Below are 22384 nucleotides of genomic sequence, written 5' to 3'. Positions count from 1 at the left end.
GTGGCGCGGGCGCGCCGGGGGGCAGGGGGGCGGGCGGCGCCGGTCCCCCGCGCGACCGGCCCCGGCGCGCCGGGCGGATCGCCCGGGTCCGCCGCCGCTTCCTCGACCGTCTCCACTCGGACGCCGCCTTTCTGTCTCTCTTGTCTCGTTCGCGAAGAACCCTTGACCGCCGTCCTCGGGGCAGTGTAGACATTCGCCACCAGATGTTTACGCAAACATAACACCTCTGGCCGCTTGTCCGACCAGCGATGTTTGCGTAAACATCAGGTGGCGGGCGACCTGCCGCCCGGCCTCGAGCCGGGTGCCGAGCCGCTGGTGACCGAACGCCGACGAGCGAGGAACAACATGACGACGCTGCATCCGCCGGCGGCCGCCGAGCCGCGGCCGGCCCCGCCCCCGGCGCGACGGGACCGGCGATCCTGGAAGGGCTGGGGCTTCATCGGCCCGTTCGTGGCCGTGTTCGCCCTGGTCTTCCTGGCACCGATCGCCTACTCGATCTATCTGAGCCTGTTCCGCGACCAGCTCATCGGCGGCAACACGTTCGTCGGCCTCGACAACTACCAGCAGGCACTCAAGGACGACCTGTTCTGGGCCTCGCTCGGCCGGGTGGCGCTCTTCCTCGTGGTGCAGGTTCCGATCATGCTGGGCATCGCCCTGCTGGTGGCACTCGCCCTGGACAGCGGACGGCTCTACGGCAAGAGCTTCTTCCGCATCACGATCTTCCTTCCGTACGCGGTGCCCGCCGTGGTCGCCACCCTGATGTGGGGCTTCATGTACGGCACCAAGTACGGCCTGGTCGGGGACTTCAACTCCGCCTTCGGCTGGTCGCTGCCGGACCCGCTCTCCGCGGACCTGGTGCTGGCCTCCATCGGCAACATCGTGACCTGGGAGTTCGTCGGCTACAACATGCTGATCTTCTACTCGGCGCTGCGGGTCGTCCCGCACTCCCTGTACGAGGCGGCGGAGATCGACGGAGCCGGCCAGTGGCGGGTGATCACCGCGATCAAGCTGCCCGCCATCCGCGGCGCGCTGATGATCGCGACGATCTTCTCGATCATCGGCAGCTTCCAGCTCTTCAACGAACCGAGCATCCTGCGTCCGCTGGCCCGCAACGCCATCACCACGGACTACACGCCCAACTTCTACACGTACTCGCTGTCCTTCAGCGGCCAGCAGCACAACTACTCCGCGACCGTGGCCATCATCATGGGCCTGATCACCATGGTGGTCGCCTACCTGGTGCAGCTGCGCGGCATGCGCAAGGGAGCGTGACCCGATGAGCACCTCTGTCACCACCCCCGCCGCCACTGCCGCGGACTCCGGCCACGCGAAGGGCGCCCCGCGCCTGCGCCGCGTCAAGGCCCACCGTCCGGGGAAGCCCCGGCGCAGCAAGCTGATGACCGCGCTCATGGCGCTGATGGTCCTCTACACCGTGGTCCCGCTGCTCTGGCTGGTCGTCAACGCCACCAAGACCCAGCAGGGGCTGGGTGATTCCAACGGCCTGTGGTTCGCGGACGACTTCGCGCTGTGGGACAACATCCGCGACACGTTCACCTACCACGACGGCGTGTTCACGCGCTGGCTGCTGAACACCCTGCTGTACGTGGTGGCGGGCGCCGGCGGCGCGACCCTGCTGGCGGTGCTCGGCGGGTACGCGCTGGCGAAGTTCGACTTCCCCGGCAAGCGGGGCGTCTTCGCCACGGTCATCGGCGCGGTGGCGGTCCCGGGCACCGCGCTCGCCGTCCCCACCTTCCTGATGTTCAGCAAGATGGGCCTGACCGACACCCCCTGGGCGGTCATCATCCCCTCGCTGGTCTCGCCCTTCGGCCTGTATCTGATGTGGGTCTTCGCCACCGAGGCGATCCCCGCCGAGCTGCTGGAAGCCGCCCGCATGGACGGCGCGAGCGAGTTCCGCACCTTCTTCCAGGTGGCGCTGCCGCTGCTGGCGCCGGGCATCGTGACCGTGCTGCTGTTCACCACGGTCGCCACCTGGAACAACTACTTCCTGCCGCTGATCATGCTCAAGGACCCGGACTGGTATCCGCTGACGCTCGGCCTGAGCGCCTGGAACTCCCAGGCGGAGACGGTCGGCGGCGAGGTGGTCTTCAACCTGGTGATCACCGGCTCCCTGCTCACCATCGTGCCGCTGATCGCCGCGTTCCTCCTCCTGCAGAAGTACTGGCAGTCGGGGCTCGCCGCCGGAAGCGTCAAGGAGTGAGCCCGCGGCCCGCGAGGGCCGCCCCCGAACCCCCCGTGCACGTCCCCTCTCCCCCACCCTCCCCCGTCCCACCACGACGAAGTGGAAGCACACTCATGCGCAGAAGGACCGGCCGCCTGCTGAGCGGCATCGCCCTCGTGACCTCCGTGGCCCTCGGCGCCACCGCCTGCGGCGGCTCGGACGACGACTCCGGCACCAAGGCGGTGTCCGCGGCGGACGTCGAGGCGGCCCTGGACAAGGGCGGCTCGATCACCGTCTGGTCGTGGGAGCCCACGCTGAAGACCGTCGCCGCCGACTTCCACAAGAAGTACCCCAAGGTGAAGGTCAACCTGGTCAGCGAGCGTTCCGGCGACAAGCACTACACCGCACTGTCGAACGCGATCTCGGCCGGGAAGGGCGTCCCGGACGTGGCCCAGCTCGAGTACTTCTCGATGGGCCAGTACGCCCTCACCAAGGGCCTGACCGACCTGTCCGGCTTCGGCGCGGGCAAGCTGGCCGCCAAGTACACCCCCGGCCCGTGGAACGCGGTCACCGAGGGCGACAAGGTCTACGGCCTGCCGATGGACTCCGGTCCGATGGCGCTGTTCTACAACAAGAAGGTCTTCGACAAGTACAAGATCACCGTCCCCACCACCTGGGACGAGTACCTGGACGCGGCCCGCAAGCTGCACAAGGCCGACCCGAAGGCCTACATCGCCAACGACACCGGCGACGCCGGCTTCACCACCAGCCTGCTGTGGCAGGCCGGTTCGCGGCCCTACAAGGTCGACGGCACCAAGGTGAAGATCGACTTCCAGGACGCGGGCGCCAAGAAGTTCACGGACGTCTGGCAGAAGCTGATCGACGAGAAGCTGCTCGCGCCCGTCACGAGCTGGACCGACGACTGGTACAAGGGCCTCGGTGACGGCTCGATCGCCACCCTGTCCACCGGCGCCTGGATGCCCGCCAACTTCGAGTCCGGTGTGCCGAACGCCTCCGGCCAGTGGCGCGCCGCCGCGCTCCCGGCCTGGGCCGAGGGCGACAAGGCCAGCGCGGAGAACGGCGGCAGCGCGCTGACCGTGCCCGCCCTCGCCAAGAACAAGGAACTGGCCTACGCCTTCGTGGAGTACGCCAACTCCGGTGCCGGTGTCGCCTCCCGCGTGTCCGAGGGCGCCTTCCCCGCCACCAAGGCGGAGCTGAAGTCCACCGAGTTCCTGAACAAGAAGTTCTCGTACTTCGACGGCCAGAAGGCCAACGAGATCTTCGCCGCCTCCGCCGCCAACGTCGCCGACGACTGGTCGTACCTGCCGTTCCAGGCGTACGCCAACTCGATCTTCAACGACACGGTCGGCAAGGCCTACATCTCCGGCACCCGGCTGCCGGACGGCCTCAAGGCCTGGCAGGACGCCTCGGTGAAGTACGGCAAGGAGCAGGGCTTCACCGTCGAGCAGTGACGACACGCACCACCCCGCGGGCGGCGCGCGCCCTCGCGCGCCTCCCCGTGCCCTCCGGAAGGACCGCCATGATCTCCACCCTCCTGTCCCGCGCCGGCGGGGCGGACGGTGACACCGCTCCCCGTCTCCTCTTCGGCGCCGACTACAACCCCGAGCAGTGGCCCCGTTCCGTGTGGGAGGAGGACGTCCGGCTGATGCGGGAGGCCGGCGTGAATGTCGTGTCCCTCGCGATCTTCTCCTGGGCACGCCTCCAGCCCACCGCGGACACCTGGGACTTCGCGTGGCTGGACGAGGTGCTCGACCTGCTCCACGAGGGCGGCATCGGCGTCGACCTGGCCACCGCCACCGCCTCACCGCCGCCGTGGCTGACCACCGCCCACCCCGAGGTGCTCCCGGTGACCGCCACCGGAGAGACCCTCTGGCCGGGCGCGCGCCAGCACTGGCGCCCCACCTCGCCCGTCTTCCGCCGGCACGCCCTGGCCCTGGTGCGGACGATCGCCGAGCGCTACCGGAACCACCCGGCGCTCGTCGCCTGGCACGTCAGCAACGAGCTGGGCTGCCACAACGTCTACGACTACTCCGAGGACGCCGCCCACGCCTTCCGCGACTGGCTGCGCGACCGTTACCGCACCCTGGACGCCCTCAACGACGCCTGGGGCACCGCCTTCTGGTCGCAGCGCTACTCCGCCTGGGAGCAGATCCTCCCGCCGCGGCTGGCCGCCTCGCACCCCAACCCCACGCAGCAGCTCGACTTCAAGCGGTTCTCCTCGGACGCGCTCAAGGACCACCTGCGCGCCGAACGCGACCTGCTGCGCGAGATCACCCCGGACGTGCCGGTCACCACCAACTTCATGGTGATGGGCAACACCAAGGGCATGGACTACGCGGACTGGGCGCAGGAGATCGACTTCGTCTCCAACGACCACTACGTGCACCCCGGGCCGCAGGACCGCGACGAGCTGTCCTTCTCCGCCAACCTCACCAGCGGCATCTCCGGCGGCCGGCCCTGGTTCCTGATGGAACACTCCACCAGCGCCGTCAACTGGCAGCCCGTCAACGTCGCCAAGCGTCCCGGCGAGCTGGCCCGGGACTCCCTGCTGCACGTGGCGCACGGGGCCGACGCCGTCTGCTTCTTCCAGTGGCGGCAGTCGGCGGCGGGCGCCGAGAAGTACCACTCGGCGATGGTGCCGCACGCCGGCGCGGACAGCGAACTGTTCCGCTCGGTGGCGGAGCTGGGCGCCACGCTGAAGGCGCTGGCCCCGGTGGCCGGCAGCGAGCGGGAGCCCGCCCGGGTCGGCATCCTGTTCGACTGGGACTCGTGGTGGGCCTCCGAGCAGGACTCCCACCCCACCGCCCTGCTGAACTACCGGCAGGAGGCCCTCGACTGGTACTCGGCGCTGCTCCGCCTCGGCATCCGCGCCGACCTCGTCACCACCCGCTCCGACCTCCACCGCCACCAGGTGCTGATCGCGCCGGTGCTGCACGTGGTCCCCGCAGACCTGGCCAAGACCCTCACCCGGTTCGCGGAACAGGGCGGCCACCTGATCACCACCTACTTCTCGGGAATCGTGGACGAGCACGACCACGTGTGGCTCGGCGGCTACCCGGGCGCCCTGCGGGACCTGCTGGGCATCCGCGTCGAGGAGTTCGCGCCCCTGCTGCCCGGGGACGGCGTGGAGCTGGACGACGCCACGACCGGCACCCTGTGGACCGACCACGTCACGGTGACGGACGCGGAGACGGAGGTCCTTCTCCGCTACCGCACCGGCGAGCAGGCCGGCCGGCCCGCCGTGACCCGGCGCCGCACGGACCGCGGTTCCGCCTCCTACGTCTCCACCAGGCTCGGCGTCGAGGGACTCGCCTCGCTGCTGCCCCGGCTGCTTGAACCGGCCGGTGTGGAGAGCGAACTGCCCGCCGGGGCGCGGGGATCGGTGGAGCAGGTGGTGCGCCGGGGTCCGGGCGGACGGTTCCTGTTCCTGGTGAACCGGACCGACGGCACCGTCGCGGTGCCGGGAGTCGAGGGCGAGCCGCTGCTCGGCGAGACCGACGCCGGGGGGTCCCTCGTCCTCGGCCCGCGCGCCGTCGCCGTCCTGCGGCAGCCGGGCGGCCAGGGCGTGTTCCGGAAGTAGCGCCGTCCGCCCCGAGGGCGGGTCCGGGGGCGTCTGGTGCGTGCCATCGCAAGGCGGAGGGGCACCCCGATACTGGATGTATCGGGGTGGTCCCGACAACACCGCGAGGGCGCGTGCCAGACGCCCCCGGACAGGCGGGACTTCCGGAACACGCCATGGAGCCGCGGCCGGGACGTCCCGCGAGCGGCCCGCCGCCGCTGTGGGAGACCCCGGCCGCCCTCCCTCGCACCTTCCACGAGCGGCCCGGTCACGCCACCGGGCCGCTCGTCCCCTGTTCCCCGACCCCTGATCGTGAGACCCATGCCGCTCATCACCCGCTCCCCCGCCACCGGGGTCTGGCTGCTGAACACCCCGCGCACCTCGTACGCGCTGCGGATCGACGAGAGTGGTGCGCCCTGCCACGTGGCGTGGGGTCCACGGCTCACCCCGGCGGAGGCGGACACGCTCGTGGTGCCCGCCGGGGAGCCCTCGGACAGCTTCGAGGGCCGCCCGGCCGTGGGCGAGGAACTCCCGGTGGACGGCGGCACCCGCTACGGGCCGCCCTCGCTCCAGGTGCGGTACGCCGACGGCTCCCGCGCCTTCGAATGGGAGCCGGCGGGGCAGCGGGTGGAGGAGTCCGCCCGCGGCAACAGCGCCGAACTGGTCCTCTCCTTCCGCGACCGGGTGTTCCCGCTGTCGGTCGACCTGCACTACCGGGTCCGCTCCGACACGGACGTGATCGAGCGCTGGACCGTGCTGCGCAACGAGGGCGGGCACCGGGTGGACCTGCTGCGCGCCGACTCCGCCGCGTGGACCCTGCCGCCGCTGCCCGACTACCGGCTCAGCCACGTCACCGGCCAGTGGTCGGCGGAGAGCCGGCTGCGCCGTGAGCGGCTGCCCCACGGGGAGACCGTGCTGACCAGCCGGCGCGGCACCACCAGCCACCACGCCAACCCGTGGACCATGCTCGACGACGGCACCGCCACCGAGGACCGCGGCCGGGTGTGGAGCACCGCCCTGGCGTGGAGCGGCAGTTGGCGGATCACCGTGCAGCGCACCCCGGACGGGCGGGCGGGCCTGACCGGCGGCGTGGGGCACGAGGGGACGTGCGTGCCGCTCGGCCCGGGTGAGGAGTTCACCACGCCGGTCTCGGCCGGCCTGTGCGCCGACGGCGGTTTCGGCGGGGCGAGCCGGGCCTGGCACGCCTACGTCCGCACCCATGTGCTGCGGCACGCCGAGGAGACGGCACCGGTGCTCTACAACTCCTGGGAGGCCACGGGCTTCGATGTCGACGAGGCGGGCCAGCTCGCCCTCGCCGAGCGTGCCGCCCGGCTGGGGGTGGAGCTGTACGTCGTGGACGACGGCTGGTTCGGCGCCCGCCGCAGCGACCGGGCGGGCCTCGGCGACTGGACCCCGGCGCCGGACCGCTTCCCCCGCGGCCTGGGCCCGCTGTCCGACGCCGTGCGCCGGCTGGGCATGCGGTTCGGTGTCTGGGTCGAGCCCGAGATGGTCAACCCGGACAGCGACCTGTACCGGGCCCACCCCGACTGGGTGCTGCACCTGCCGGGCCGCGCGCGCACCGAACTGCGCAACCAGCTCGTGCTCAATTTCGCCCGGCGGGACGTCGCCGACTGGGCCTACGGCTGGCTGGACCGGCTCGTCGCCGAGCACCGGGTGGACTTCCTCAAGTGGGACATGAACCGGGCCATCGGCGAGGCCGGCTGGTCCGGCCCCGAGGGCGGCAACGACCTGCTGTGGACGCGGTACGTCCACCATCTGTACGGCGTCCTCGACCGGCTCCGGGACGCCCACCCGCACCTGCGCATCGAGACGTGCAGCGGGGGCGGCGGCCGGGTCGACCTGGGCATCCTGGCCCGCACCGACCAGGCGTGGACCTCCGACAACACCGACGCCGTGGACCGGCTGGGCATCCAGCGGGGCTTCGGCCAGATCTATCCGGCGCGGGTGATGTCCGCCTGGGTCACCGACGTGCCCAACCAGCTCACCGGGCTGTCGGTGCCGCTGCGCTTCCGCTTCCACGCGGCGGCGGCCGGGCTCCTGGGCATCGGCGGCGACCTCGCCCGCTGGAGCGAGGCGGAACTCGCCGAGGGGGCCGCGCTGGTCGCCCGGTACAAGGAGGTGCGGCACCTGGTGCAGCACGGCGAGCAGTACCGGATCGGCGAGCCCTACGGCGAGGGCGTCTCGGCCGTCGAGTACGTGGCCGCGGACGGCGCCGAGGCGTTGGTGCTCGCCTTCCGCGGCAGCCCGCGGCACGGGAGCCCGCGGGTGCCCCTCCGGCTGCGCGGCCTGCCGCCGGGCCTGCGCTACCGGGACACGGGGACGGGCGCGGTCCACCACTCCACGGTGCTCACGGAGTACGGCCTCGACCCGGAACTGCCGAGCGGCGACTGGGCGAGCGCCCTGATCCACCTGGAGCGGGTGCCGTAGGACACCGGGCGCGGACCCCGGAGCCCGAACGCCCCCGGTGCGGAAGCCGCGCGGCTTCCGCACCGGGGGCGTTCGGGCTCCGGCGCCGGTGTGGTCTAGCTCCTGCGCACGCCCGGGGAGACCGCCGCCCTCGCGGCCGCCCAGAACAGGCCGAGGGTGATCAGGGCGAGCACGGCCACCAGGGTCGCGCCGCCCACGACCTTCTCGTAGTTGCGCTGGTAGAGGCCGTCGACGATGTACCGTCCGAGGCCGCCGAGGCTGACGTACGCGGCGATCGTGGCCGTGGAGACGATCTGGATGGCGGCCGAGCGCAGCCCGCTGAGGATCAGCGGGAGCGCGACCGGGAGCTCGACCTGGAAGAGGATGCGCGGCTCCGTCATGCCCATGCCCCGGGCGGCGTCCACGGGCGCGGGCTCGACCGTGCGGACCGCCTCGTAGGTGGTGACGAGGATGGGCGGGATGGCGAGCACGACCAGCGGGATCATCACCGGCAGCATGCCCAGTCCGAGGAGCACGAACATCAGGACCAGCAGGCCGAAGCTGGGCAGTGCACGGGCCGCCGTCGCGATGAGGGCCAGCGTGGTGCCGCCGCGTCCGGTGTGGCCGGTGATCAGGCCGACCGGCAGGCCGATCGCGGCGGCGATGGCGAGCGCCATCAGCGAGTACTGGACGTGTTCGAGCAGGCGGTGCGGGATGCCGTCGTAACCGTGCCAGTGGGCGCTGTCGCTGAAGAAGGCGTTGATGAAGTGCAGGACGTTCATCGGGCGGTGTCCTTCACGGGTGCGGTGTCCTGCACGGCGAGCGCGGCCGGTTGCGGACGTACGACGGATCGCTGCTTCGCCGCCCGGCCGGGCGTCCGGCGGCCGCCGCGCCCGGCGGACCGGCTGCCCCCGGAGGCGGGCGGCGCCCAGGGGGTGAGCACCTTGCGCAGGAGAACCAGCAGGGCGTCGATGACGATGGCGAGGACGGCGGTGGTGACCACGGAGTTCACCGCGAGCACGGGCCGGTGGTAGAACATCGCGTCGGCGAGGAGGTTGCCGAGCGCCCCCTGGTTGCCGATCAGGGTGCCGACGCTGACCAGGGAGATGCTGGAGACCGTGGCGACCCGCAGCCCCGCGATGAGGGCGGGCACCGCGATCGGCAACTGCACCTGGAGATAACGGCGAACGGGCCCGAAGCCCATGGCGGTGGCGGCGGCGAGGGTCTCCTGGGGCACCGAGCGCACGCCGTCCACGATGGCGGGGACGAGCACCACCAGGCTGTACACGGCGAGCGGGATCATCACCGTGGTCTCGCTCTGCCCGGTGTAGTCGATGAGGACGACGAAGAACGCGAGCGAGGGCACGGCGTACAGGATGGTCGTCACCCACAGCACCGGCGGGTAGAGCCAGCGCACCCGCACGCACAACTGCCCGATGGGCAGCGCGAGGAGGAGCCCCACCGCGACCGGGATCAGCGCCTCGCGCAGATGCAGCCCGATCAGCCCGAGCCAGCTGTGCTGGAGGTCGCTGGGGATGTCGAAGAAGCCGTTCATCCGGCGACGTCCGCCTTCCGCCGCTCGGCGTGCGCGGCGCGGATGGCCTCGCCGATGGTCTCCTGCGAGGCGACGCCGACGGCACGGCCCTCGGCGTCGACGGCGACCGCCCAGCCGGTGGGCGAGAGCACGGCGCAGTCCAGGGCGGCCCGCAGCGAGTCCTTGCCGAACTCGAAGGGCCTGCCGAAGGAGAGCAGCCGGCCGGGTTCGGCGCCGGGGAAGTCCTCCGGGGCGCACCAGCCGAGCGGCTTGCCGTCGAGGTCGGTGACGAGGAGGTGGGGCGCCGCGACCTCGGCGATCTCGGCCTCGCGCGCGGCCAGCTGACGGGCCGTGGTGTCGAGGGCGACGACCGGGGCGGTGGTCAGTTCCAGTCCGGCGGAGGTGAAGAAGGACAGCCGACGGATGCCGCGGTCGGCGCCGAGGAAGTCCTCCACGAAGGCGTCGGCGGGCGAGGAGAGCAGTTCGGCGGGCGGCGCGTACTGGGCGAGGTGGCCGCCGGTGCGCATCACGGCGACCATGGTGCCGAGCCGGATCGCCTCGTCGATGTCGTGCGTGACGAAGACGATGGTCTTGCCCAGCTCCTCCTGGATGCGCAGCAGTTCCTCCTGCAGGCCCTTGCGCACGATGGGGTCGACGGCGGAGAAGGGCTCGTCCATCAGCAGCACCGGCGGGTCGGCGGCGAGCGCGCGGGCGACGCCGACGCGTTGCTGCTGGCCGCCGGAGAGCTGGTAGGGGTAACGGCTCGCGAGCGAGGCGTCCAGCCCGACCCGCGTCATCAGCTCCCGGGCCCGGCCCCGCGCCCGGTCCTTGCTCCAGCCGAGCAGCCGGGGCACGGTCGCGATGTTGTCGACGATCGTGCGGTGCTGGAAGAGGCCCGCGTTCTGGATGACGTAACCCATGCCCCGGCGCAGCGTGTTGACCGGCTGCTTCTGGATGTCGACGCCGTCGATGAGGATGGTGCCCTCGCTGGGCTCGATCATCCGGTTGATCATGCGCAGGGTCGTCGTCTTGCCGCAGCCGGACGGCCCGACGAGCACCGTGATGGAGCGGTCCGGGATCTCGAGCGACAGGCGGTCCACCGCCACCGTGCCGTCCGGGTACCGCTTGGTGACTGAATCTATGCGTATCAAGACGCCGCAAACCCTTCGGGTGTGGCCGGGAACTGCCGTGTTCTGGTCACGTTTTTATGATCGCTGGCGGGCAGGCCGTGGGGGAGAGTCACGCAGGCCGTAGGGGGAGAGTGTAGACGGCCCGTGTTGCGGCGGTATGGCGGGCGACCCGGACTACGACGCCGCGAGCAGCCACGGCCTGACCCTGCGGCGGGCCTCGTGCAGACGTGACTTGAACGTGCCGAGCGGCACCCCCACCCGCTCCGCCGCCTCCGCGTACTCCAGTTGGCACAGGTCCCGGTACACCAGCGGCTCCACCAGCAGCGGGGCCTCGCGCTCCAGCCGCTCCAGCGCCTCCAGCAGATCGATCCGCGAGCCCGCGATGACACTCGTCGTCCTCGGGTCGGCCACCTGGACCGTCTCCACCGGCGGCGCGGCGCCCTCGGCGGCCCGCCGCTTCAGCTCCCGGTACTTCTGCCGCGCGCAGTTCGCCACCACCGTGTACAGCCACGTCCCGAACCGGCTGCGCCCCTCGAACGTCGAGATCCGGCGCGCGATCTGCAGCAGCACGTCCTGCGCGGCCTCCTCGGCGTCCTCCCGGCACGGCAGGAAGCGCCCGCAGCGCCGCAGCACCTCGGGCCGGACCGCCGCGAGCAGCTCCTCCAGGGCCGCCGTGTCACCGGCGGCCGCCCGCCGGGCGAGCTCCTCGGTCCGTGCCGTGTCCTGCAAGGGTGCCTCCTCGGGCGTCGGGGGGAGGCAGGCATGATAGGCACATGCACTCGTTGGAGCGGATCGGCCGGTACCGCCTCGAACGACGACTCGGCAGCGGCGCCTTCGCGGTGGTCTGGCTCGCCCACGACGACGTGCTCGAAGCCCCCGTCGCCATCAAGGTACTGGCGGAGAACTGGGCCGGCCGGCTCGACGTCCGGGAGCGGTTCCTGGAGGAGGCCCGGCTGCTGCGCCGGGCCGGCTCCAGCCGGATCGTCCAGGTGTACGACATCGGGGAGCTGCCCGACGGCAGGCCCTACTTCGTCATGGAGTACGCCGACGGCGGCACCCTCGCCGACCATCCCGCCCTGGCCGCCGGCACCCCCCTCCCGCTGCCCGAGGCACTGCGGCTCACCGCGCTCGCGGCACGGGCCGCCGAGGCCCTGCACACGGCGGGCATCGTGCACCGGGACATCAAGCCCTCCAACGTGCTGCGGCACTCCTCCCCCGACGGCCGCGTCCGGCTGCTCCTCGCCGACCTGGGCCTGGCCAAGAGCCTGGCGCAGGCCTCGGGGCTGACGATGGCGGCGGGGTCCGAGGGGTACCGCCCGCCCGAGCAGGCCGTGCCCGGCGCGGGCATCGACGCCCGGGCCGACGTCTACGGCCTGGGCGCCCTCGGCCACCACCTCGTCACCGGCACGGTGCCGGGCCCGCCCGGCGAGGTGCTCCGCCCGGACCGGCTGCGGCCCGGGCTCGACCCGGCGGTGTCGAGGGCCCTGCTGCGCGCCCTGGCCCCCGACCGCGAGGACCGCTGGCCCACGGCGCTGGCGTTCGCGCGGGAGCTGGAGCGGCTGACGGACGGGACGGCAGCCACGGGCGCGACCGGCACGGCGGAGGCCACGGGCGGGACCGGGGCGGCCGACGCGGCCGCGCCCGCGCACGACTCCGCACCCACGGCCGCCCCCGTTCCCGCCTCCGCCTCGACGGTGGCCGCACCACTCGCGGCCCGGCGTCCCCGGCGGCTCGTGCTGCCCGCCGTCCTCGCCACCCTCGCCGTGGTCCTCGGCGGGACCGCCGCCGCCGTACTGCTGCACCGCTCGCCGCCCGCGAAGGACGAGGGGCTGCGGGTCACCGACTCCTCCGGACGGGTCCGGGTCGAGGTGCCCGCGGACTGGGGCGGCCAGGTGCGCGCCTCCGGCTGGGACCCGGCGGCACTCGGGCTGCGGGCCGGGAAGGAACCCGGGCTGGCCGTCGCCGACGACCTCTCCCGGTGGCAGGACCTGGACACCCCCGTCAACGGCGTCTTCCTCGGCCTGAGCGGGCACGGCGACGTCGCCGCCCGGGTCGGGGCCCTCGGGCACGCCGGCTGCCACTACGAGGGCGGCCACGCCTGGGCCGGCGGCGACTGGCACGGCAGGGTCCGCACCTGGAGCGGGTGTCCGGGCGAGGAGGGCTCGCTCACCGAGGCCGCCCTCACCCCGGCCGACGGCACCGCGCACCCGCAGCTCTACGTGCAGATCAGGGAGTCCGACGGCGGCGACGAGGCCGACCGGGTCCTGGACTCGGTACGGGTCGCCTCGTGAGGACCGTCCTCGCGCGCGAGAATCCCTCAGGTGCCGAACTTTTCCGCCCGGCCCCGCATCGGACCTCTGTGACGGGGCAGTCTGCCGCCGTCCACGGGCTCGCCGAGTCCGCGCGATGCGACCCCAGGAGTGTTGTCGACATGACCGTTCTTCCCCCCACCCCCGTCGTCTCCCCCAGCTCTCCCACCAGCCCTGTCTCCCCCGCACGGCGGCCCCGGCGGTCCTCCGCCCTCCGCCGGGCCGCGACCGTGCTCGCGGTGACCGGGGCACTCGGCCTGGTGGCCGCCTGCGGCTCGGACGACGGCTCCGCGAGCAGCCCGCAGACCCTCTCCGGCACGGCGGGACCGGCCTCCGGGGACAGCGGTACGGCACCCGGGGACGAGAGCACCACGGCGAGCCCCGGCGGCGGGGACGGCTCGGCGGGCGCCACGACCCCGGGGAGGACGGACGGCACGAAGGGCACCTCGAACGGCGACTCGTCCTCGGCGGGGAGCGCCCGCTGCCACACCTCGGAGCTGTCCGCCGCCCTCGGTCCGAACCACCCCGGTGCCGGGCAGGAGAACTTCGCCGTCGTGCTGACCAACACCGCGCACCGCACCTGCACCCTGCGCGGCTACCCGGGCGCCGCCTTCACGGACGCCTCCGGCAAGCAGCTCGGCCCGGACCCCGTGCGCACCACCGGGGACACGGCGAAGACGATCAGGCTGACGCCGGGACACAGCGCCTGGGCGGGGCTGTCCTTCTCCAACCCCGAGGTGAGCGAGGCCCGTGCCGCCACCCCGGCGTCGCTGCTGGTCACCCCGCCGGACGAACGCGACCACCTGTCGGTGAGGTGGACCGGCGGCAAGGTCCCGGTGTCCGGCAACGCCTCCTCGGTGAGGCTGACGGCACTGCGCCCCGGCACGGGCGACTGACGGGGGCGACCGACCGGCGCGGGCGCCGGGGGTTCACTCCCCCCGGCGCCCGCGCCCGGTGTCAGCTCTCGTCGGGCTCCTCGGGCTCCTCGGGCTCCAGCCGCAGCGAGATGCTGTTGATGCAGTACCGCTGGTCCGTGGGGGTCGCATACCCCTCACCCTCGAACACGTGCCCGAGGTGGGAGCCGCAGCGGGCGCAGCGCACCTCGGTGCGGACCATCCCGTGGGAGCGGTCCTCGATCAGTTCCACCGCGTCCGTGTCCTTCGGGTCGTAGAAGGACGGCCACCCGCAGTGGGACTCGAACTTGGTGCCGGAGGTGAACAGCTCCGCGCCGCAGGCGCGACAGGAGTACACGCCCTTGGTCTTGGTGTCGGTGTACTCACCGGTGAACGCCGGCTCCGTGGCCGCCTGGCGGAGCACCGCGTACTCCGCCGGGTTCAGCTCCGCGCGCCACTGCTCGTCCGGCTTCTCGACGTCGTACGCCACGATCGCCACCCCTTACCTTGTCGCCGCGTTTCCGCGTTTCCGCTGCCGCCGCGGTGTCTACCGCCGCTCCAGGCGCTCCAGGATCAGCGGACCGAGGTCGGTCACGTCCCCGGCGCCCATGGTGAGAACGAGATCACCGGGCTCCGCCATTCCCGCGAGGGCCTCGGGCACCTCGGCCATGCCGTGCACGGCCCGCACGTCGGCCCCCGCGGCCCGGGCGGCGTCGATGATCAGCTCGCTGGTGACCCCGGGGAGGGGGTCCTCGCGGGCGGGGTAGATGTCGAGGACGACCGAGGCGTCGGCGAGGGCGAGGGCCTGTCCCATCTCCTTGCCCAGCTCCTGGGTGCGGGAGAAGAGGTGCGGCTGGAAGACGACCAGGATGCGGCCCCGCGTCCCGGAGCGCATCGCCTCCAGGTCGGCGGTCATCTCGGTGGGGTGGTGCGCGTAGGAGTCGACGACCTGGACGCCGCCTGCCTCGCCCTTGAGCTGCAGGCGCCGCTTGACGCCGGTGTAGGCGGCGAGGGCGGGGGCCAGCTCGGCGGCCGGGATGCCGAGCGCCCGGCCGGCCACGAGGGCGGCGACGGCGTTGTGGGCGTAGTGCCGGCCGGGGACGGAGACGGTGAAGGTGAGCGGGGCGCCGTCCAGCTCGACGGTGACCTCGCTGGTCAGCCCGTGCGGGACGACGGACAGCACGCGCACGTCGGCGTCCTCCGCCGCCCCGTACGTCACCGTCCGCACCGTTCCGGCCAGCCGCCGGGTCAGCTCGCGGGCGCCCTCGTGGTCCGCGCTGACGACCAGGGTGCCGCCGGGGACGACCCGCCCGGCGAAGGTCTCGAAGGACTCGTAGATCTCGTCCATGGAGGCGTAGTTGGCGTGGTGGTCGAGTTCGACGTTGAGGACGATCGCGACCTCGGGGGCGTACTTGTGGAAGCTGCGGTCGCTCTCGTCGGCCTCGGCGACGAAGATCTCGCCCTCGCCGTGCAGGGCGTTGGAGCCGGGCGCGTCGAGGTCGCCGCCGATCGCGTAGGAGGGCTCGCGGCCCAGCGCGGTGAGGGAGACGGCGAGCATCGAGGTGGTGGTCGTCTTGCCGTGCGTGCCGGCCACGGCGATCGGGCGGAGCCCGTCCATCAGCCGGGCGAGCGCGTCCGAGCGGTGGACGACCGGGATGCCGCGCTCGGCGGCGCGGGCGAGCTCCGGGTTGTCGGCGCGGATCGCGGAGGAGACGACGACGCAGCTCGCGTCGTCGGCGAGGTGCTCGGCGGCATGGCCGAGGTGCACGGTGACGCCGAGCGCGCGCAGGGCCTGTGCCGTCGGCGAGTCCTTGGCGTCGCTGCCGGCCACCTCGGCGCCGCGCTGGGCGAGGATCTTGGCGATGCCCGACATTCCGGCGCCGCCGATGCCGATGAAGTGCGGTCGGTCCATGGCGGGGGGAAGGCCGGGTGCCATAGGTGTCTCTCCCAGGTGCGGTACGACGGTGGGCGCGCCCTCGGGCGCCGGGCACAGCCTATGCGGTGCCCGTCCGCGCCCGGCGCCCGCCGCACACCCGGATCCCCGCCGTGCCTCAGTCCTTGCTGTGGCTGAACAGCTTCAGCACCGGCACGCCGACCTTGTGCCGGGCGCGGGAGGCCCAGTCGCGGTGGAAGAACTCCTCCACGTAGTGCGGGTCGGTCAGCACGATCACCTCGTCGGCGCCGGTCTCCGCCACGAGCGCCTTGAGCGCGTCGAGGGGGTGCGCCTCGACGAGTCTGCCGTCCGCCTCGCTGCCGGCGGCGTGCAGGGCACGCAGGGAGACGTCGAGGGCCTGCCGGCCGGGGGCGAGCGCCTCCTCGCCCTCGGGGGTCTCGCCCTCCCGGGCCGCCTCGTCGAGTTCACCGAGGGCGACGTCGTCCAGGGCGCGCAGCAGGCGGTCGGCCTGGTCGCCGCGGGGCTGCAGCAGCACGTGGAAGGAGACGGGCTCCTCGCCGTGCAGGGTCGTGACGAACTCCACGTCCGCTGACGTCAGGGCCTTTTCGATCATCAGTACGCTCGTGAACACGCCGTCTGCCCCTCTTCTCCCTCGGGAACCCGGACCGGGCCTCTACCATCCTGCCCCGTCTGCCCGGCCGAGGAGGGGCCACGCGCCCCCGCGCCGGGCGCGGGTGTCTCCCCCGGCGGTCATTCCCGCCGGTAGCGGGTGAACAGGAACCCCTCCTCCTCCAGCACGGACACCGGCCGGAACCGCCGCGGCACCCTCACCTCCGGCCCCCCGCCGATCCGCTGCGCCCCGCCCGCCACCATCACCGGCGCCACCGTCAGGCACAGTTCGTCGAGCACGTCCGCGGCGACGAACTGCCCGAGCAGCCGGGGACCGCCCTCCGTCAGCAGCCGGGTCAGGCCCCGCTCCGCCAGCGCCCGCACCGCGCGCGCCGGATCGACTCCGGTGCCCTCGCCCGCGAGGATCACGTGTGCCCCGGCGCGCTCCGCCTCGGCCACCCGTGCCGGGTCGGCCGCCGCCCCGGTCAGCAGCAGTGTCGGCACGGGCGGCGCGGTGAACAGCGGCAGGGTGAAGTCCAGCCCGAGCCCCGCGCTGACCACCGCGATCGCCGGCGCCGGCCCCTGGCCCGCGGCCTTCCGCGACGCCGCCGCCTCCGCCCGCGCCCCGGCCGGCCCGTAGCCCTCCTGCCGTACCGTCTCGGCGCCGACGACCACCACGTCGGCCAGCGCCCGCAGCACCCCGAAGATCCGCATGTCGGCGGCGCCGGAGATCGACTTCGAGCGGCCCTCGTGCTGCGCGGCCCCGTCGAGCGTGGAGACCATGTTCGCCCGCAGCCAGGGCCGGGGCCGGCCGCCCCCGGCGACCGGGTACGCGTACGCGGCGGCGAGTTCGTCGAACGTCCACGCGTGGTCGGCGGTGGCGGGGCGGGCTCCCCCGGGGCCACCCTCCGCGGCGAAGGCCCCGGGTGTCGCGTCGGTCACAGGCAGCAGGCGTCGCATGCGGTGCAGTCTGGCACGGCGCCTACCATGGGGAACCGTGCCCTCCTCCACCTCCGCCACCGGGATCGACCTCATGGCCGACACGGCCCCGCTCTCCTTGTGCGCCCGCGAGCCCCACGTCCCGGCCGACCGGCTGGTCGCCGAAATGGTGCCGCCGCCGCGCTTCGACTCGGTCCGCTTCGCCACGTACCTCCCGGACCCGGACCAGCCCAGCCAGACCGAGGCCGTCCGCGTCCTGGAGGGCTTCGCCGCCGGGCTCGACGGGGACCCCGCGGGCGGCGCGAAGCGCTCGTTCCTCGGCTTCGGCAAGGCCGCCCGGAAGGCCAAGGCCCCGGCCGGCCCCCGCGGCGTCTATCTGGACGGCGGCTACGGCGTCGGCAAGACCCACCTGCTCGCCTCCCTGTGGCACGCCACTCCCGCCGAGCCCGAACGCAAGGCCTTCGGCACCTTCGTGGAGCTGACCAACCTGGTCGGCGCCCTCGGCTTCCAGCAGACCGTGAAGACCCTGTCCGGGCACCGGCTGCTGTGCATCGACGAGTTCGAGCTGGACGATCCGGGGGACACGGTCCTCGTCTCCACCCTGCTGGCCCGGCTGGTCGAGGCCGGGGTCGCGCTCGCCGCGACCTCCAACACCCTGCCGGGCAAGCTCGGCGAGGGCCGGTTCGCCGCCGTCGACTTCCTGCGCGAGATACAGGGCCTGTCCGCGCACTTCCGGACCCTGCGCATCGACGGCGAGGACTACCGCCACCGAGGGCTCCCCGAGGCCCCTGCCCCGTTCACCGACGCGCAGGTCACCAAGGCCGCGCACGCCACGGCGGGCGCCTCCCTCGACACCTTCCCCGCCCTCCTGGACCACCTCGCCCGGGTCCACCCCAGCCGCTACGGCGCGCTCACCGACGGGCTCGCGGCGGTCTGCCTCACCGACGTCCGCCCGGTGCCGGACCAGTCGACGGCCCTGCGCCTCGTCGTCCTCGCCGACCGGCTGTACGACCGTGAGGTGCCGGTGCTGGCCTCGGGCCTGCCGTTCGACCGGCTGTTCAGCGAGGAGATGCTGAACGGCGGCTACCGCAAGAAGTACTTCCGCGCGATCTCCCGCCTGACGGCCCTCGCCCGCGAGTCGAAGGGGCTCGTGGCCGAGTAGGGGGCGGAGGGGCTGGTAGGGGGCGTAAGGGCTGAGTCGCTGAGGGACGGACCGGCCGGGGGCCGGAGGGGGCGGACTACCGCCGACGGGTGATGTCGCGCCCCGGCGCGGGCGACGCCTGCTCACGGAGGCCGATTCCTCACACTTATCCGCTTATCTTCATGCGATGATCTCCCGCCGCTCGCGCCACCGCGTCCCCGCCCTCCGGCTTCTCCCCGCCGCGGCCCTGGCCGCCGCCCTCGCCTCCTGCGGCACCACCACCGCGCACCCCGGCCCCGGCTCCTCCGCCGCCGCCCCGGCCACCTCGTCCACTCCTTCCGGTCGGCACTCCACGCCCGCGACTCCCCGGCCGCCCACGCTCGCCCCCGGCCCGGGCGGCCTCACCCCCGTCTTCTCGCACGGGCCGCGCGAGGCCGCGCACAAGACCGTCGCCCTCACCTTCGACGCCGACATGACCGCCGACGAGGGGCCCCGCGCCGCCGCCGGGGAGCGCTTCGACAATCCGGCGCTGATCGGCACCCTGCGCGCGCTCGAGGTCCCGGCGACCGTGTTCATGACGGGGCGGTGGGCCGAGGAGTACCCGGACGAGGCGAGAGCCCTCGGCCGTGACCCGCTCTTCGAGGTCGCCAACCACTCCTACAGCCACTACTCCTTCACCGGCGACTGCTACGGGCTGCCCACGCTGGACGGGGACACCGACCGCATGCGCACCGACGTCGAGCGCGCGTTCACCGCGATCCGCGCGGCGGGCGTGCCCCACCCGATGCCCTACTTCCGGTTCCCCGGCGGCTGCCACGACCGCCGCTCCCTGCGGGCGGTCGGCGCGCTCGGCGTCACGGCGGTGCAGTGGGACGTGGTCGGCGGGGACGCCTTCGCCACCGACGCGGACGCCGTGGCCCGCCAGGTGCTCGACGGGGTGCGGCCCGGCTCCGTGGTCGTACTGCACTGCACCCGCAGCGCGGCCCCGGCCACCGAGCGGGCGGTGCGGAAGATCGTCCCGGAACTGCGCGAGCGCGGCTACCGGTTCGTGCGGGTCTCCGAACTCATCGGCGCCTCCGCGGGGCGGCACTGAGCCCGGCCACGAGCCCCGCCCGCCACCGCCGGGCGCGGCTCTACGCTGGAGTCATGGCTGAGACGACGAGGGAAGCGCGGACGGCGGCGGAGCCCGCACCGGACACGAACGGACACTGCGCGCCCGCCGTGGCACGGGCCGCGCCGCCGGAGGCGGACGGGCCGCCGTACGCCGAGTGCGTGCTGTGCCGGGAGCCGACGGAGTACCCGCAGTCGTGGAAGGGCCCGACCCTGTGCCCCGTCTGCGAGTGGCAGGAGGCCCAGCGGAACGCCTGTTCGGGCTGACCGGAGGGACCTGCTCAGCGCCCTGGCAGACTGGAGGACGTGACGATCGACCCCGCCTCCGCCCCTGCCTCTGCCCCCGCCTCCGGCACGACCGCCCTCTCCGAGGCCGGGGCCTCCCCCGGCGACGGGCAGGACAGTCCCTTCCGCACCGAGCCGAACGCCCGCGACACCGCCCGGCAGTTCGTGCTGCCGCTGGTCGTCCGGATCGAGCGGTCGGCCCCGCCGGCCCGTACCGAGGCGCTGGAGACGGCGGCCCGGGCGGTCCTGGTGATGCTGAGCGACGCCCGCTCGCTCGGCGAGGGCCCCTGGGCGCAGGTGATGCGGGACTGGCAGGACGCCCGCATCCGCAAGGTGGTGCGGCGGGCGCGCGGCGCCGAGTGGCGGCGGGCGGAGGCGCTGGACGGCATCACGGTCACCGGTGGCTCCGCTCAGGTGCGGGTCTTCCCGCCGGTGCCGCTGGACGGCTGGCCCAAGGACCTGGCCCGTCTCCAGGTCTCCGGCACCGACCTCGACGACCCGGAGCCGCCGTCCCCCGCCGCGCCCGGCGTGCCGGTGCTGTGGCTCAACCCGGAGCTGGAGATGTCGGCGGGCAAGGCGATGGCCCAGGCCGGGCACGGGGCGCAGCTGGCCTGGTGGGAGCTGTCCGAGGCGCGGCGCGCCGACTGGCGCGAGGCCGGGTTCCCGCTGGCCGTGCGCACGGCCCGGGCGGACCACTGGGCCGAACTGACCGCGTCCGGGCTGCCCCTGGTCCGGGACGCGGGTTTCACGGAGATCGCCCCCGGCTCGGCCACGGTGGTCGCGGACCATCCGGCGCTGCGACGGGACTGACGGACCGCACCGCCGCCCGGGCCCGCACCGGGGTTCCCGGGGCGGGCCCGGCAAGCTCAAATGTTGCTCTGAAGGGCGGCCGCGGGCGGTTCGGCGGGGTCCGGCGGGGCGATGACACCGTCACCTACGGGAGGAGGGGGCCCGCGATGGAGCGTCTGGGGACGGGGATCGGCTGGCGGCCGGAGATCGCCGAGGCCGTGGAACGGATGCCGGGCATCGACTGGGTGGAGGCGGTGGCGGAGAACCTCTGCCCCGGCCATCTCCCCGAGTCGCTGCTGCGGTTGCGCGAGCGCGGGGTGACCGTCGTCCCGCACGGCGTCTCGTTGGGCCTCGGCGGCGCCGACCGCCCCGAGGAGGCACGGCTGACCGCCCTCGCCGAGCGGGCCGACGCGCTGGGTTCACCCCTGGTCACCGAGCACATCGCGTTCGTCCGCGCGGGCGGCCCCGGCACCGGCTCCCCCGTGCTGGAGGCCGGCCATCTGCTGCCCGTGCCGCGCACCCGGGACGCGCTGGACGTGCTGTGCGCGAACGTGCGGGCCGCCCAGGCCGCCCTCCCGGTGCCGCTCGCGGTGGAGAACATCGCGGCGCTGCTCGCCTGGCCCGGCGAGGAGATGACCGAGGGCCAGTTCCTGTACGACCTCGTCGACCGCACCGGGGTGCGGCTGCTGATCGACGTGGCCAATCTGCACACCAACCACGTCAACCGGGGCGAGGACCCGGCCCGCGCGCTCGACGAACTGCCCGTCGAGGCGATCGCCTACGTGCACGTGGCGGGCGGCTACGAGCGGGACGGCGTCTGGCACGACAGCCACGCCCACCCGATCCCGCCCCGGGTCCTCGACATCCTGACGGACCTGGCGGGCCGGGTACGGCCGCCGGGGGTGCTCCTGGAGCGCGACGAGAACTTCCCCTCGGCGGCGGAGCTGGAGGCGGAACTGCGGGCGATCGGGGAGGCGGTGGAGAAGGGCGCGGCGGGGGCGGCGGGATCGACGGCGGTCACCCCCCTCTCGCCCTCCCGCCCCGACGGCGCTCCCGCCCCCGTCTCCGAGGCCGCGCGCGAGCGGCTGGGGCGGGCGCAGACGGCGCTGCTGTCCGCGCTCGTCGCGGGCACGGAGGTGCCGGAGGGCTTCGACATGGTCCGGGTCGGTGTGCAGGCCCGGGCGCTGGCCGCGAAGCGGGCCTCGGTGGTGGCGAAGGTGGCACCGGAACTGCCGGAGATCCTCGGCGGCGACTACCGGGCCGCGTTCCTGGCGTACGCGGAGGCACGGGCGATGAGCGGGGGCTACCGGCGGGACGCGCTGGACTTCGCCGCGCAGGTGCTCGGCGACGGCGGGCCGGAGGACGCCCGGGCCCGGCGCCGGCTGCGCCGGTGGTGGCGGGACCGCGCGGCCCCCACCCCGCCGTCCCGGCTCACCCGGGCGACCCGCCGTCTCCTCTCGCGCCCCTGACGGGGACGCCCGCGCGGGGTGGGGCGCGGACGGGTGGGCGACGGCGGGGGCGACAAATCGGCGCAGTACCATGCATGTCACCGAACGGGAGACACC

The 22384-nt window shown here is 73.7% G+C and carries 20 protein-coding genes; 12 read left to right on the top strand and 8 right to left on the bottom strand.

Annotation, left to right across the window (positions count from 1 at the left end):
- The first annotated feature begins 345 nt into the window (after window positions 1–345).
- The 5 genes from OHB09_RS26000 to OHB09_RS25980 all read left to right on the top strand — a co-directional run bounded on the left by OHB09_RS26000 (window position 346) and on the right by OHB09_RS25980 (window position 8207).
- Window positions 346–1272 carry a carbohydrate ABC transporter permease gene (locus OHB09_RS26000; protein ID WP_006142826.1) on the top strand — a complete coding sequence of 309 codons (927 nt, stop codon included), beginning with the start codon at window positions 346–348 and terminating at the stop codon, window positions 1270–1272.
- A 4-nt stretch (window positions 1273–1276) separates the two neighbouring features.
- Entirely contained in the window at window positions 1277–2218 is a 942-nt protein-coding gene (locus OHB09_RS25995; protein WP_093594366.1) for a carbohydrate ABC transporter permease, read from the top strand.
- 95 nt (window positions 2219–2313) lie between these two features.
- Window positions 2314–3651: an ABC transporter substrate-binding protein gene (locus OHB09_RS25990; protein WP_093594363.1), complete on the top strand. Its 1338-nt coding sequence runs from the start codon at window positions 2314–2316 to the stop codon at window positions 3649–3651.
- 68 nt (window positions 3652–3719) lie between these two features.
- A complete protein-coding gene (locus OHB09_RS25985; RefSeq protein ID WP_191852154.1) occupies window positions 3720–5780 on the top strand; it encodes a beta-galactosidase in 2061 nt (686 codons plus the stop codon).
- Window positions 5781–6080: 300 nt separating this feature from the next.
- Window positions 6081–8207: an alpha-galactosidase gene (locus OHB09_RS25980; protein ID WP_234528422.1), complete on the top strand. Its 2127-nt coding sequence runs from the start codon at window positions 6081–6083 to the stop codon at window positions 8205–8207.
- Between the two features lie 95 nt (window positions 8208–8302).
- On the opposite strand, the gene OHB09_RS25975 is transcribed toward OHB09_RS25980, so the two are convergent.
- The 4 genes from OHB09_RS25975 to OHB09_RS25960 form a co-directional block, all read right to left on the bottom strand.
- Window positions 8303–8968, bottom strand: coding sequence for an ABC transporter permease (locus tag OHB09_RS25975; protein ID WP_093594357.1), 666 nt, complete (start codon window positions 8966–8968; stop codon window positions 8303–8305).
- Window positions 8965–9741, bottom strand: a complete 777-nt coding sequence (locus tag OHB09_RS25970) for an ABC transporter permease (RefSeq protein WP_234528423.1) — start codon at window positions 9739–9741, stop codon at window positions 8965–8967. The genes OHB09_RS25975 and OHB09_RS25970 overlap by 4 nt, the downstream gene beginning before the upstream one ends.
- The gene (locus OHB09_RS25965) at window positions 9738–10871 is read right to left on the bottom strand and encodes an ABC transporter ATP-binding protein (protein ID WP_167792932.1); all 1134 of its coding nucleotides are present in this window, start codon (window positions 10869–10871) and stop codon (window positions 9738–9740) included. Before OHB09_RS25965 ends, OHB09_RS25970 begins: the two co-directional genes overlap by 4 nt.
- A gap of 153 nt (window positions 10872–11024) precedes the next feature.
- Complete coding sequence (locus tag OHB09_RS25960; protein ID WP_006142819.1) at window positions 11025–11579, bottom strand: RNA polymerase sigma factor; 555 nt, start codon at window positions 11577–11579, stop codon at window positions 11025–11027.
- 44 nt (window positions 11580–11623) lie between these two features.
- Between OHB09_RS25960 and OHB09_RS25955 the strand changes: the two genes are divergently transcribed.
- Complete coding sequence (locus tag OHB09_RS25955) at window positions 11624–13141, top strand: serine/threonine-protein kinase (protein WP_328922615.1); 1518 nt, start codon at window positions 11624–11626, stop codon at window positions 13139–13141.
- A gap of 140 nt (window positions 13142–13281) precedes the next feature.
- Window positions 13282–14055: a DUF4232 domain-containing protein gene (locus tag OHB09_RS25950; RefSeq protein WP_328922614.1), complete on the top strand. Its 774-nt coding sequence runs from the start codon at window positions 13282–13284 to the stop codon at window positions 14053–14055.
- 61 nt (window positions 14056–14116) lie between these two features.
- Here the strand turns inward: OHB09_RS25950 and msrB are convergent, their stop codons facing one another.
- The 4 genes from msrB to OHB09_RS25930 form a co-directional block, all read right to left on the bottom strand.
- Window positions 14117–14542, bottom strand: a complete 426-nt coding sequence (gene msrB / locus OHB09_RS25945) for a peptide-methionine (R)-S-oxide reductase MsrB (protein WP_191852155.1) — start codon at window positions 14540–14542, stop codon at window positions 14117–14119.
- Between the two features lie 57 nt (window positions 14543–14599).
- Window positions 14600–15988, bottom strand: a complete 1389-nt coding sequence (murC, locus tag OHB09_RS25940) for a UDP-N-acetylmuramate--L-alanine ligase (protein WP_328922613.1) — start codon at window positions 15986–15988, stop codon at window positions 14600–14602.
- A 115-nt stretch (window positions 15989–16103) separates the two neighbouring features.
- Window positions 16104–16577 (bottom strand): hypothetical protein, encoded by a 474-nt coding sequence (locus OHB09_RS25935; protein WP_006142813.1) that lies wholly within the window; start codon window positions 16575–16577, stop codon window positions 16104–16106.
- A 119-nt stretch (window positions 16578–16696) separates the two neighbouring features.
- Window positions 16697–17515: a pyrimidine reductase family protein gene (locus OHB09_RS25930; RefSeq protein ID WP_328922612.1), complete on the bottom strand. Its 819-nt coding sequence runs from the start codon at window positions 17513–17515 to the stop codon at window positions 16697–16699.
- 73 nt (window positions 17516–17588) lie between these two features.
- Between OHB09_RS25930 and zapE the strand changes: the two genes are divergently transcribed.
- The 5 genes from zapE to OHB09_RS25905 all read left to right on the top strand — a co-directional run bounded on the left by zapE (window position 17589) and on the right by OHB09_RS25905 (window position 22288).
- Window positions 17589–18656 (top strand): cell division protein ZapE, encoded by a 1068-nt coding sequence (gene zapE, locus OHB09_RS25925; RefSeq protein WP_006142811.1) that lies wholly within the window; start codon window positions 17589–17591, stop codon window positions 18654–18656.
- Window positions 18657–18822: 166 nt separating this feature from the next.
- On the top strand, window positions 18823–19728 hold the full coding sequence (locus OHB09_RS25920) for a polysaccharide deacetylase family protein (protein WP_328922611.1): 906 nt from the start codon (window positions 18823–18825) through the stop codon (window positions 19726–19728).
- Window positions 19729–19781: 53 nt separating this feature from the next.
- On the top strand, window positions 19782–20012 hold the full coding sequence (locus OHB09_RS25915) for a hypothetical protein (protein ID WP_328922610.1): 231 nt from the start codon (window positions 19782–19784) through the stop codon (window positions 20010–20012).
- A gap of 39 nt (window positions 20013–20051) precedes the next feature.
- Window positions 20052–20840, top strand: a complete 789-nt coding sequence (locus tag OHB09_RS25910; RefSeq protein WP_234525377.1) for an aminoacyl-tRNA hydrolase — start codon at window positions 20052–20054, stop codon at window positions 20838–20840.
- A 146-nt stretch (window positions 20841–20986) separates the two neighbouring features.
- Window positions 20987–22288 (top strand): DUF692 domain-containing protein, encoded by a 1302-nt coding sequence (locus OHB09_RS25905; protein WP_328922609.1) that lies wholly within the window; start codon window positions 20987–20989, stop codon window positions 22286–22288.
- Window positions 22289–22384 lie beyond the last annotated feature (96 nt).

The organism is Streptomyces griseoaurantiacus, assembly GCF_036189845.1.
Classification (GTDB): Bacteria; Actinomycetota; Actinomycetes; order Streptomycetales; family Streptomycetaceae; genus Streptomyces; species Streptomyces griseoaurantiacus.
This window is presented reverse-complemented; position numbering and strand designations above follow the sequence as displayed.